Origin of the sequence: Parabacteroides sp. 20_3, from assembly GCF_964238835.1 — a bacterium.
Classification (GTDB): domain Bacteria; phylum Bacteroidota; class Bacteroidia; order Bacteroidales; family Tannerellaceae; genus Parabacteroides; species Parabacteroides distasonis.
In genome coordinates this window covers 203,396-216,377 of record NZ_CAXSNO010000008.1, presented here as the reverse complement: position 1 = coordinate 216,377, position 12,982 = coordinate 203,396, and the positions used below count along the sequence as shown (strand labels likewise).

The 12,982-nt window shown below is 43.6% G+C and carries 7 protein-coding genes and 1 riboswitch; of the genes, 1 reads left to right on the top strand and 6 read right to left on the bottom strand.

Annotated elements, in window-relative coordinates:
* Positions 1-142: 142 nt before the first annotated feature.
* On the bottom strand, positions 143-4,231 hold the full coding sequence (locus tag ACESPU_RS16870; RefSeq protein WP_158532459.1) for a DUF5074 domain-containing protein: 4,089 nt from the start codon (positions 4,229-4,231) through the stop codon (positions 143-145).
* Positions 4,232-4,248: 17 nt separating this feature from the next.
* The gene (locus ACESPU_RS16865; protein ID WP_227154236.1) at positions 4,249-5,916 is read right to left on the bottom strand and encodes an Ig-like domain-containing protein; all 1,668 of its coding nucleotides are present in this window, start codon (positions 5,914-5,916) and stop codon (positions 4,249-4,251) included.
* Positions 5,917-6,122: 206 nt separating this feature from the next.
* A riboswitch (cobalamin riboswitch) is annotated at positions 6,123-6,326 on the bottom strand.
* 171 nt (positions 6,327-6,497) lie between these two features.
* On the opposite strand from ACESPU_RS16865, the gene fldA reads away from it, so the two are divergent.
* The gene (fldA, locus tag ACESPU_RS16860; RefSeq protein WP_005859688.1) at positions 6,498-7,007 is read left to right on the top strand and encodes a flavodoxin FldA; all 510 of its coding nucleotides are present in this window, start codon (positions 6,498-6,500) and stop codon (positions 7,005-7,007) included.
* 114 nt (positions 7,008-7,121) lie between these two features.
* On the opposite strand, the gene ACESPU_RS16855 is transcribed toward fldA, so the two are convergent.
* The 4 genes from ACESPU_RS16855 to ACESPU_RS16840 form a co-directional block, all read right to left on the bottom strand.
* On the bottom strand, positions 7,122-8,225 hold the full coding sequence (locus tag ACESPU_RS16855) for a PepSY domain-containing protein (RefSeq protein WP_057326156.1): 1,104 nt from the start codon (positions 8,223-8,225) through the stop codon (positions 7,122-7,124).
* Positions 8,222-9,052, bottom strand: coding sequence for an alpha/beta hydrolase (locus ACESPU_RS16850; protein ID WP_158532461.1), 831 nt, complete (start codon positions 9,050-9,052; stop codon positions 8,222-8,224). The genes ACESPU_RS16855 and ACESPU_RS16850 overlap by 4 nt, the downstream gene beginning before the upstream one ends.
* Positions 9,053-9,061: 9 nt before the next feature.
* Positions 9,062-10,477, bottom strand: a complete 1,416-nt coding sequence (locus ACESPU_RS16845; protein WP_044545610.1) for a DUF4374 domain-containing protein — start codon at positions 10,475-10,477, stop codon at positions 9,062-9,064.
* A 63-nt stretch (positions 10,478-10,540) separates the two neighbouring features.
* On the bottom strand, positions 10,541-12,922 hold the full coding sequence (locus ACESPU_RS16840; RefSeq protein WP_008777751.1) for a TonB-dependent receptor: 2,382 nt from the start codon (positions 12,920-12,922) through the stop codon (positions 10,541-10,543).
* Positions 12,923-12,982 lie beyond the last annotated feature (60 nt).

The window sequence follows — 12,982 nt, the reverse complement described above, 5'->3', positions numbered from 1 at the left end:
AATTGCTCAATAACGGGGTACTAAGATAGAAATAAACAACAAAATTTTCTCATAAGCTAATTAATTTAAAATGTCATTCATATCACATTGTTATAACGATAGGAAGGAGAGCCTTTTGACTCTCCTTCACCTTGTTTCGATATTACTTGATTACGAACTTCCTCGTTATCCGATCATTGCCATTGATGGCAGTGATGATATAAGATCCTTTGGAAAAACTCATCAAACGGCTCTCATTCAAATCGGTCACCTCAAAAGCATCCAATACCGTACCGTTGAATCCTACGATATAGCAACGATAGCCTTCCAGATTATTCAAATGCAGATAGCCGGCGTAATAATAGATACGGGCCTCACCCGCACCTATCGTCTCATTGCTGACCGTCCCGGAAGAGGTAGAGAACGGTTCACTATAGAATGTGCCTACCACCTCTTTCTTTCCGTCTTTCTCTTTAACAGCCGTAATTTTCACGATATAATCAGAATCTTCATCCAAATCCCGCAAGGATATAGCGATCTTATCCGGAGTACCTAAACGCAGATCGCTTCGCAAGCTGGTGAGGATATTCCCGTCCGCATCCATCGTGTAAACACCAAACAATACGGGAACCTCATTCACATATTTGTATACGGAGACCTCATAGAAGGTAGCCTCTGGCACTTTCGGGAAGGTCAGCGTAGCCGTGGAATCAGCGGCCTCAACCACAGGTTTATCCAAGTCTGGGTCGGTTACCGTAACCTCGCAAGTGGCCGTATAACCACCGTCATCCGTTGTTACGGTTATCGTAACGACACCGGCAATTCCGGCGGTAACCGTACCATCGTCGGCTACAGAAGCAACAGTAATATCCGAGCTACTCCATGACACGGATTTATTTTCCGCATTTGAAGGAGTGACAATCGCAGCTAAAACAGCCGTCTCGCCCTTATCTAAAGACAAAGAAGAAGCATTTAAAGAAACCCCTGTAACTGAAGAGGAAGGAGCCTCCGTAACCGGAACTACCGTGACATCACAATAGGCAGGAATATCTCCGTAATTCGTATATACCCAAATGCGAGTAGAACCTCCTGAAATAGCGGTCACTACACCGTCCACAACGGTAGCGATCTCCTTATTATCACTTTTCCAATAAACTGTTTGATCCACTTCTTCCGGATTCTCTACGGTTGGTTTTACTTTAACTGTCGGAGTTAACGTTATCGTACGACCTAGTTCTATCGTAGCTTGATTCTTATTCAACGTTACAGTATCTATATCACATACGACATGGACTAAACAAGAATCGACAAACTTGCCATTTTCCATATTCGCATAGACCCAAGTAGAGCCCGCCTTTTCTCCACGAATACGTCCATCATAATAAATATATAATATATCTTCATCAGCGGCCGTTATATCGGGCATTGTCTGAGATGCGTCATCAGGCGCATAAATCCATTCTAAGCGACCAGACTTCGAGATATCGATTGTCATCTCATGCTGTTTTAATTCAAAAGATTCCACATGGATTGAATCAACGATTATTACGCAAGTATCGGTTATTCCTCCGTATTTTGAAGTAACGACGACATTTGATTTACCCGGACGAACGAAAGAAACCTTGCCATCGCTAGACACGCGCACGGGGCTCATACTGGTAGACTTCCATGTCAGTTCTTGGAATGTAGCATCCCCCGGATTAATAGTTGCGGTCAATTGAGCGAAAGTGTTCGGTTTCTGGCAAATCGTATCTTTATCCAATTGGATGCTCGTTACAGGAATCTCAACCGCAACTTTACAAGTCGCTTTTACATCCGCACCACTTAACGGAGACACCGTAATGATTGCCTCACCATATTTTTTTGCGGTCAATACACCATTCTTATCAACCGTAACAACATCCGGCGTATCAGAAACATACTTCATTGGTACGGCACCTATCGAATCTGGTGTTGTCGTTATCGTCAATTGCTGCGTGTTACCCGGTTTCATAGAAACAAATGTCAAATCCAATTTAACCGCATCCGGCCATTGTACACAATTCACTTTACATTCCGCAGTTTTCGATCCATCCTCCGTAGTCACCGTAATGGTAGCTTCACCTGCTTTAATAGCCGTAATTAAGCCTTTCTCTGAAACCGTGACAATATCCTCATTCGAAGATTTCCAACTAACAACCGTATTTGTAGGCTTAGCAGGTATAAACGTAGGTTTCAATGTATAAGTATGTTGCTTTCCATTCGAATTCGTATTTAGGGATATTGATTCCGGTAAACTCACGGATTGAATATTGGCTAGAACCTTGATAACACAGCTATCCATTTTGGATGAATCTGCACTCATAACCTTAATAACAGCTAGTCCATCCGCAAAAGCCGTAACCAATCCCTTATTATTCACATGACCGACCTTTGTGTTCGAGGAGTTCCAAAGCAATTCAGGTAGAACCGCTCCTTCAGGATGTAATTTAACTTTTAACTGGAGTGTACCATCACGCTGTACACGGGTCGTATCACTCTCGACATCTAAAGTCAAACTTTGGACTGAAAGAGAAACATTTACAAGACAAGTGTCCTTCTCATTACCTGCTGACACGATAATTTTGGCAGAACCTTGAGCAACAGCGGTTATTTCTCCATTTACCACACTCGCCACATTGCTGTTCGAAGAAGTCCATACGGCAGAAACACCTTCGGGAACAGTCACCTTTAATGTGGATTTTTCACCCACATTCTGAGATAACTCATGCTTATCTAAATAAACTGCTTTTCCTTTCACCGTCACTTTCAAATCCTTTGTGACAATCTTTCCATTCGAATCGAAATTAACGGAGACGGTAGCTTCTCCTGTTTGATCCGGCTTCAATGTTAGAGTCAGATTATCACCTAAAATAGATGCAGATAACAGACTCTCATTCGATACTGATTTAACGGATTTATAGATAGCTTCAGCTATATTGTCTTTATCCGTAGCCATATCTTTTAAAGATACAGTTATAGGCGCATCATTAATACCAGCCTCTATCGAAGTAAAATCTTTAACAACCGGAGCCTCATTATCAGGGAAGATATGCATGGCAGGGAACCAATAGCTGGGTTCTAGCGGATAACACCCTAATTGACGGCCAGTTTTAGCATCTACAACATATTGCCAATAGTTTATAGAGCCAAAATTCTCAAAAGCGGAAATATACAATTTGTCATCTGGACTTACACGTAAACCGGCACCCACATACAATACGCGTCCCTTCTCCGGAATGGTATAAAACGGTTTATCCATAGAAGAAGGATTACCGATCTCATAACGATAAATCTCATTACCACTGCTAAAACCACCTCCCTTTGTCCAATAAATAGCATTTTCTTGCGTACTTGCACAAAGAACACCCGCAGTCCAAGCATACCATGAATCCGGTATAGTCAAGCCATCGGGTAATGATAGATAAGTTTCTTCCAAAGTCTCCGGATCAATACATAACAGGCGTGATCCAGCACCTACCCAAACACTGCCATCCTTACTTTGTGTCAAAGTGCTGAAACTTCCTTCTATCAATTTGATAATCTCATGTTTTAGAGGATCTATCACTAAAACGCCTTTACTTTGCTGAACCGCAAACACATATGTTTTTGTCCGGACCATCATTCCTACTTGACCATTATAAAGTCCCCCGGAATTTGAGGCACCTTTCAATTGGTCTCCAACCGTCAAGTTCTTTATATCAAACAAAAAAATACCGTTTGAAGCGCCAATATAGCCAACAGAGTCATTCACGCCTAAAAAAGCACGCCCATCGCCTCCGCCTATATCCGTAAATTGAGCTTTCACTTTCATTGTCTTGGCATCCACCACATTCAGGCGACCTCCTTCAATACTGGCTCCACCATCCTTTGGCTGTTTAGAAGTAATAAACATATTATCTCCAAAAATAGTACCAAACTGAGATGTACAACCTAATTCTTTACCAGGGTTTGCTGTCTGGAAAATCCTATAAGCAAAATCACCAGAAGAAGTCATAAAATTAATAGTACTGTTGTTATGACCAAACCAGTCCTCGTTCAAAATAAAGACTCCCTGTGTATAATCTACGTTTTCACTTGAACGTAGTAGCGTGACTCGGCTTTGCGAAGCCGGAAGTTCAGGCAATTGCAGTTTCTGCTTCTCTATCGGATTCAGCCCCCGCAAACCGGTTTGCCCCACAGCCGAAAAGGCCGATAGTAAGCAAACCATACTTAAGTAAAGTGTTCTTTTCATGTAAATGAATTTAATTATTAATTAATACGGAATTTAAAGACCTTCCGGTCTCCATCCTTTTCTCCTGTCAACAGATAATTCCCGGAGGGAAGCGATATAGGATAAAGTTCGTGGGGAACTCGAGTTATAAAGGTTCTCAATATTTTTCCTTCCATTGTCATTAAATAAAAATGATATCCATCCAAATGCTCCAAAGACAATGTCCCATTTTGATAAATTACCCGACTACCACTTGCGGATAAATATTCATTACTTACTGGATTCGATATTTTTTCTACTGTATAGGTATCTATTATATCCAACCCATTCAGCACCTGTATCTCTATCGTATAAACACCGTCTATGTCTAAATTTTTCAATGGAACCAAAATTTTCCCAGAAGAGCCTTGTAAGCTCACCGCTCTTAATTCTGTGATTATATTACCTTCGGCATCGATTACATAAGTAGCGATTCTTTTATGACCACTATCCTCATTTCTATAAACACGAACTTCATAAGAGGTGGCTTCCTCTACTTTCGGAAAAGTTAAAACAGCATCAAGACCATTGAAATCTATTTCCGGAATAACAACTTCCGTTATCGTTACCTCGCAAACAGCGGTATATCCGCCATCTACCGATTGGGCTGTTATTTTCACCACACCGGGCTTGACACCTGTTACGACCCCATTTTCTACGGTTGCTATGCCTGTATCGGAACTACTCCAAATAACCTGCTTATTATCAGCGTTTACAGGAGAGATACTAGCTACAAGGGTTGCGTTTGCTCCTGCTTGTAAACGCAAAGAAGACTTATTGAGAGAAATGGATGTTACGTGTATCACCGGGATCTCGGGTTCATCCCCTCCACCTCCAGAGGGTATTGTCGCAGCGACAAAGACATCCCCGGGCTGAGTTCCTTCTGATGTATTCATATTTCCATTCCAGCTCCACGCATCCCAACAACCATCCGTCAATACACGGCTTGTCGCACCTAAACCAGAATAGCTAAAATTAGAGGTTTGGCTACTTCTCACAAAATAACTCCAATAGCCATAATACCAACCGGCTTGCCAATGAATGCCATTGCTACAACTCCAATAGTCATAGTCATAAGATGGATATCCATATCTTTCCGCATTTATCGGGTGATAAATAACTCCTGTTTGAACCCCTTGCCGAATGGCGGCCGCAACATCCTCTGCCGGATGCTCTGGATGAGAAGTTTGCCCCAACAGCGGATTTGTGATAGGAGGTTCAAATTTAAACGCATTTTTAGGCTCAGACTTCGCTCCCTCTAGATCATAAGAAATATTAAGTCTACTTTCACCATACCCGATTCCATCGATCGTATATCCCATCCAGCCAGTGTATTGGGTGAGCAATACCAATCGAGGATCTGCTTGAGCAATCGCCACGATCATATCATGTCCGGTTGCCTCGCCATCCCAGCGATATCCCCAAACCATGGCATCCGGGCGATTCCCATCATGCCATTCAATCACTAAAGCGGCTTTATTGCTACCGTTACCAACCCAATATTGGATGTCATCGAAAGTAAAACTGGCATCAGCTCTTAACTGAGACTCCTGCTTTGTTGAGATATTCCTTGCGGAAGGATGCGGTTGACCTTGGACCAATACTTGCGCATAGGCTCCAACTACGTAAAAAGTCATTACAAAGAAAAAAGATAAAAACTTTCTCATAAGCATAATATTAATGTAAAACTCCAAAAAACAAATACACTGAATGATATAAAAAGACATGGCTTTAACAGGTTAACACAAAATAAATTACCCATAGTTCCCCACGAACTACGGCATAACTTACCCTATCAAAATTACCTCTTTAGAGCAATGTTCTCTGTATTCCATATTTGAATCATACGCTAAACCCCGGTAGCGTAAAATTGCGGCGGTTATCCGGCATTGGCAGGTCTTCTGACTTACTCCACTTTAGAACTTCCTTCCCGTTCCTTCCGGAAACAGTGGCAATGAGTTGATGTCTAAAGCTTTTTTGGAGCTTACAGCAGCGGGACTGTCCAGGTTTCTCACCTGATTCCCTTTTAATCGCCGTACCTGAATAGGGTAGGCGAACCAATACGATGGCAAATTTATAAAAAAACAATTCAAAATATACACAATTTTATCAAAACCTTTATTCCCTCAACCATCGCTGGCCATTCGTGGGTATTCGCAACCCTCAAAATACATATTTGTAGGTATTGCCGAGACTAATAAGATATCGGATATTTGTCTTCGTTATTAAACTATAAAAACAAATAGAAATGAAGACTATAGGAATATTCTACGGCTCGTCTACAGGAACGACGGAAGGGATCGCGAAACGTATCGCAGAGAAGCTGGGTGTGGAAGACAAAGATATTCATGACGTATCTAACGCTTCTCCCGCTGATGTAGCGCCTTATGAAATCTTGTTATTGGGCTGTTCCACTTGGGGCGCCGGAGATTTGCAAGATGATTGGGATAGTTATCTAGGGAAGCTGAAAAAGCTGGACTTAAGTGAGAAAACCGTCGCATTATTCGGTTGCGGAGACTCAGCCTCTTTTAGCGACACTTTCTGTGACGCCATCGGTACGATCTATTCCGACCTGCGAAATACAGGTTGCAAGTTCATCGGCGCTGTAGATGCCTCGGGATATTCATTTGACAGTTCCACCGCCTGCATAAACGGTATGTTCGTCGGACTTCCTCTGGATGAAATGAATGAAGACGATCAAACAGAAGGGCGGATCGACCAGTGGTTGGCATCTATAAGGAAAGAAGGAATTGAATAGACGCACACTTTTACATACATAACTGTTTAACCTTAATATTACAACGTTTGCGTATTCAACTTGATTGGTTTAGATTTATGAAGAGGTATGTGGGTCAAACATACCTCTTTCTTTTCATCTCAGTTTCCTGAATTGTTTCTTTATCCAAAAATAATAGCCGGTTATCGCGAAGATCGTCCCCAACAAGGAAACTAAGCAAGTCAATATACGGGTAGTCATTCCCCCCCACGAGCCGACGTGTACGGAATAAATCCATCCTCTTATCTTCCCCGATTTTGGGAGATCTTTATATAATTGGACTTCCGTAATCTCACCCGTAGCAGGATCAAAGGAGTAACGGTCGCTTCCTCTTGTATTCCCATAACGGGCCGTAGAAACCGTAGCGGAGCCATCTTGGATCGTGATTGAGTTAAAGTCCGGATAATGGCTTTTCAATGCCGATAACACCTCAGCCCATTGTGTGTAATCCGTCTTTTTCTTCGCGGGTTTCTTCGCGCCGGAAGAAGCTGGAGCATGATGCGCTTGAGGCGGGTTTGCACTAATACCGAAGACACTATAAAAGGCATTTCGATACCAACCAAACGACCATGTTAATCCGGTTAACGCTAAGATAAGCAGGAGCAATGCCGCATAGAATCCCCCGGAGACATGTAAATCATAGAAGAAACGGAACCAACCAGCCTTGGTCTTTACTTTCAACCGGTTTCTCAATACTTTTTTATTACGAGGATACCAAATTACGATTCCACTTATAATAATAATCGCCAAGACCAAAGTCGCATAGCCAACTATTGATTTTCCCCAAGAAAAACTTCCATCCCGTTTATACTCATCAAGTAACCAACGATGAAGACGCATCATTTTCAGGAAAAAACCTTGTCCGTCATCCATCCCGGTCACCTCCCCGGTGTAGGGATCAATAAAACCCGCGGCCTTTTTCCCCGGTAATACCAGTTGATAAGTTCGTCTCGGGTCAGACGATACCCGAATACCGTTTATTCGAACCGAATCGGGTAATTGTTGGCGCGCCGATTCTATCAAGGCGGCAGGTGAGAGAGGTTCCCCTTTTACTTCCTTTACAAAATAACGGGAAGGGTAGCCTAATTCTAATATCTCTGTCTCAAAGACGAGAATCGCCCCGGTCAGGCAGACAATCGCAATAATAATGCCAAAAGGTATCGATAGCCATAAATGTACTTTCGCAAAGAATTTTCTCATTTTCCGAATAATTGTTTAATCCCGTCATATATACCCGGAACCGCTACCGTTCCATGGTTCTCGTCGGGAAATGATTTACTAAAGAAACGCAGGTTCTCCGCTTGTGGCAAAACCTCCGAAAGAAGATAACTCACTTTGTCAAGATGAATGTCCACCCGGTTCGTCCTTTTTTTAGACGCGACACCGATATACAGGCTTTTCCCTTTAAAATCACGGCCTGCAACCAAAGCCTCCGCCTCCCGGACCAACCGCCCCTGATCCCACCACAAACTAGGGTCGACCGCTAGATAGGTATCAAATAATTCCGTATGACGAAGAAACGTATTCAAGGTGAAAAGCCCCGCATACGAATGACCGATAAGCATATTCCAGCCGTTCGTGCGATAGGCACTATCGATAGCAGGACGAAGTTCTTCCGTAAGAAACTTACTGAAAGCCTCACTTCCCCCTCCTTGCGGAATCGCATCTATGGAGATTTTACCATCCCGTCCGGCGGCTGAAGCGGTAGGCGTAAAATCACGTGTCCGATCCGTATTTAATACCCCGACAATAATACAGGGAGGTAGATATTTACCTCTACCGGATGCCAACGTTTTCCTTATGCCTACCAGCGAATGAAAGAAAGAATCTCCATCTAGCAGGTAAACAACCGGATAGCGTTGTTTCGTATCCATATTATAATGCTCCGGCAGGTTTATCCAATAACTCCGGTCTTCTTGCAATACGGTAGAGTACAAAACCAGTTCCTTTCCTATACAAATATCCTCCTGGCTCCGCAGGGTTAGCGGGAGCAGGAGGAATATTAAAAGAATGTGAGTCCGACTCATACTTGCTTATTACTCTTGAGCGGCAGTCAATTTACCTACACCACTGATTTGCTCTGCCTCAACGGTAAGACCTTTTGTTGCGGTAGCTGTCTTCGGATCGATACGATACACGGCAGGTTGACTTCCATCGGTAGTCGTAACCGCCATATAAGCGATACCATCCTCCGAGAACGGAGTATTGCCAAATCCGGAAATAACATCCGTGGAAGGCAGCCCCTTCACGTAAGTAAGACTCTTATCCTCTCCTTTATAAATAGCCAACTCTTTCGCGGCGAATCCGGATTCAGTCAACGGACGATCATACATCAACAACAAGAAATAATCTTCCGTGATATGCCAACAACGCAAGAATGCCTTACCACCCGTCTGTGCCTCCAAATTACAATAATAATCAGGATCAAACTCCTCCGCATTAGCCTTAATACGAACTACACCGGCCGGCAAAGTCGTTTTCTGTACCTCCGCGGTCATCGTCTTGGCATAGCTGGGCGAGAACACATACACATCGCCGTTGTCTGCCGTCCAAATGGTCTGGTAGTATTGAGAACGGTTACGTCCGCAAGCATAACTGATCTTATCCGTCTTTATCAGTTTCGGGTTCTCGAATTTCTCGTTCGCATAAATAGCGACCCAAGCCTCGTTCGGATATTGCGTCCATTGCAATTCCCCTTTTTCGTAAGCGCCACTACCGCTTCCTCCGGATTCTGTCTTTACCAGCTCCGGGTATTTAACATATTTACCTCCCTCCGCTTTCACGCCGTACTTACTCAATCCCATCGGGATAGCCGCGGAATAGATCCGGCCGTTCGCTTGGAGAATACCCGCTAACGTAACGAACTCGCCATTTCCCAAATAATTCTCCGACAAGATCGTATTCGTGTTTGTCGTAAACGTCTCTTTGGCCACATCCAGATAAGAGAGCAAGAAGCCTTTAGGCAGATAACCATTCTCGTCCGCATATTCCTCACCCAGATCACCGGTAGAAGATGTAATGATATAGTCGCCATAGATACCATAAGAAGTAAATCGCTTGATCTCGTAAGTATTATCACGCTCTTTAATCTTACCTTCCGCATTCAGTACGTATGAAGAAGTAACACCGGCATTTCCTTGATTGTAAACCAAACGATACAAATATTTATCCTTATAGAAGATCCATTGCGTACCGCTTTCCGTAGTGAGTCCGTTGTTTTTAGCGGAGATAGAGCCATCCCCCAGCGTATCGGCTGTCAACAAGTAATTTGCGTCACCGACAGAAGCGGCGACTACATAGCTCGAAACCGCCTCCGAGGTCGATCCTCCGCCATTTCCATTCCCGTTGCCTCCGTTATCCGGGTTTACAGGATCGTCGTCACTACAAGAAGTAAATACTCCCCCAACTAATAACGCGGCGGCAAGACCTGTCATTAAATAATTCTTCTTCATGTTGTTTTAATCTATTATGTTTTGAATTAATTATTGATAAATAAAAGATAGTCACACTTTAAATTAATTACCGAAATAAACCCTCACCTTACCATAGAAAGCCCTGCCAGCCTTCTGCAAGCTGAAGTTATCGTATAATTTCTCGTTCGTGAGATTCCTGCACTCGAAAGAGATATTGTAACGCCCGTTCTGTATACCATAAGAGAGTGTCAGATTATGCGAGAATTGAGTTGGTACCACAAATTCGGATTCACTGCCTACCGCCTCCGAATACAGCGGGAAACTATGCATATATAAATTATCGTAAGTGACACTTAGCGTATTGCCTTTCTTCCACAAATTGCGCCAGTAGAAGGTCACATCCGAGTTGGCAAACTGATAAGGAAGATTCGGCATACGTGCGCCATATGTCAAGCTCTCTTGGTTCGTCCCGCTGGTAACCGTCTTCACGTTATCCCTTACATTCATCTGCGTAAAGTTTCCTCCTACGCTTACCCAGTTAGCGAAACCGTAGCGAACCGAGATATTGTAACCCTTGGTCTCTACACGACCATGATTCACATAGGTAGCGCCATATTTACCGCCGCTCAAATCCGATATATTCCGTTGGATATAATCTTTCGTATTTCGGTAGATCAATCCGCCTTCCACATATACGGAATGCTTACCGAATGTCTCGTTGTAGCTTAAATTCAGATTCACGTTATCGCTGTTCTCCGGTCTCAAGGAAATATCGCCGGTCTCAAGGTCCTCATCGCCAAACATCTCCTCATTGGTCGGCAGGCGATAGGCTTTCTCATAGGACAATTTCGCTTGCAAGCTTTTCAAGATAAAGTAAGTTCCCGCGGCCCCATATCCCATCGCGCTTACCGAATTGGTCGTACGTATATAGTCATCTTGAGCCGAGGAAGTAGCGACAGGCCCCGCAATAAACTGGTTGTAATATTTACCGAACACAGACAAGTTCCAATGTTCCGTCGGCATCAAGCGATACGAAAGACCGCTGATATTTTTACGGGTTTCCTTCGGGATAGCGTTCGCTTCCGAGTCCTCGTTCAAAAGAGACTGATTCGAACGCCGGAACGCGTTGATCACGTGATTGAACGTGAACGTATGCGCCTTACCGATACGGTAGTTAGCTGTTAAGGTTCCGTTCCAGTTATTATTATCCGACCGGGTGTTCTGATAAGATTGCTCACCGGGCATCCGGAGCGGACGCATCTCGCCACGCCAATTATATTCATAGGAAGAGGTATCTACATTGTTCGTCATGTTCTTATTATAATTCGCCGTCAATACCACATCCAAGCCCCTAACGAAGAAATCACGCTTGCGATAGTCCAACGACGGCATGATCGAGTATCCCTTCCGATATTTGCCGCCAAACACCACTTCTTGGCGTACGCCCGTCTGTATATCTTTATACATATGTGAATAGGTAAACCCGAACATCAAACGATCCGCCCATTTCTTATCCACGAAACCGATTTTCCCGATAACGGCCTCGTTATGATACGTATCATGAAAACGCTTCACATGCTCGATCTTTTTCTTATTGATCGCTCCGGTCGTAAAGTCCTTCACCGGAGTATCCACATAGTAATTATTATCCGAATAATTCTGGAAAACGTTGATCTCATACGTGAGTCCGCTCCGGAAAGTCTGTCCGAAGTTCACATAAGATTTATGCGTATTGAAAGACCCGTATGAATAAGAAGCATCCAAGAACCATTTGTTCCGGTTCTTCTTGGTGATGATATTGATAACACCTCCGATAGCGTCTGTTCCGAAACCCACCGGTACCACACCCTTATAGACCTCTATACGCTCGGCATAATTCACCGGAATGTTATTCAGTCCGAAAGAACTGCCGACACCTTCTTGCGGAACCCCATCGATAAAGATCTTGATATGCTTGCCGGTAAATCCATCCATCATCAGTTGCATATCCGAGCCGACACCGCCAGACTCCCGGATCTTCATTCCGGGCGCTTGAGCCAAGGCTTCACTCAAGTTCTGGGTTGAATTTTGCAAGGCTTTCGTATCGAGGGCCACGGCATTGAACGCAGAACGCTTGAGCCGGGTCACGCCATTAGAAACGACAACCACCTCATCCAACTCCGTAGCTTGAGGGCTGATTACCACATTCATCTTCGTCCGTTCCCCACGCATCAGTTTCACGGGTTTCTCTACCGTCTTATATCCGATAGCCGATACTACTAATGTATATTCTCCCGCGGGAGCTTGAAGATGATAGATACCTTCCTCATTCGTAGTCCCGCCGTAATTCGTACCTTTTAGATAAACGGTAGCGAAATCCACGGTTGTTTTTTCCGTGGACAGGACTTTACCCGATATCATTGTTTTATGTTGAGAAAAAGCCGAGATGGAAATAAGCAACAGTAAAAAGGAGAGGAAAAGCCCTCTGATTTTCTTCATCATCATTTAATCAATTATGTTATTTAAAACGCTGCAAAGTTACGATCAGAGACTACCGTCCCACAA

Excerpts from the sequence above, each read along its gene's own strand:
- ACESPU_RS16870 (WP_158532459.1), bottom strand. The coding sequence starts at position 4,231 with ATGAAAAGAACACTTTACTTAAGTATGGTTTGCTTACTATCGGCCTTT.
- ACESPU_RS16865 (WP_227154236.1), bottom strand. The coding sequence starts at position 5,916 with ATGAGAAAGTTTTTATCTTTTTTCTTTGTAATGACTTTTTACGTAGTT.
- fldA (WP_005859688.1), top strand. The coding sequence starts at position 6,498 with ATGAAGACTATAGGAATATTCTACGGCTCGTCTACAGGAACGACGGAA.
- ACESPU_RS16855 (WP_057326156.1), bottom strand. The coding sequence starts at position 8,225 with ATGAGAAAATTCTTTGCGAAAGTACATTTATGGCTATCGATACCTTTT.
- ACESPU_RS16850 (WP_158532461.1), bottom strand. The coding sequence starts at position 9,052 with ATGAGTCGGACTCACATTCTTTTAATATTCCTCCTGCTCCCGCTAACC.
- ACESPU_RS16845 (WP_044545610.1), bottom strand. The coding sequence starts at position 10,477 with ATGAAGAAGAATTATTTAATGACAGGTCTTGCCGCCGCGTTATTAGTT.
- ACESPU_RS16840 (WP_008777751.1), bottom strand. The coding sequence starts at position 12,922 with ATGATGATGAAGAAAATCAGAGGGCTTTTCCTCTCCTTTTTACTGTTG.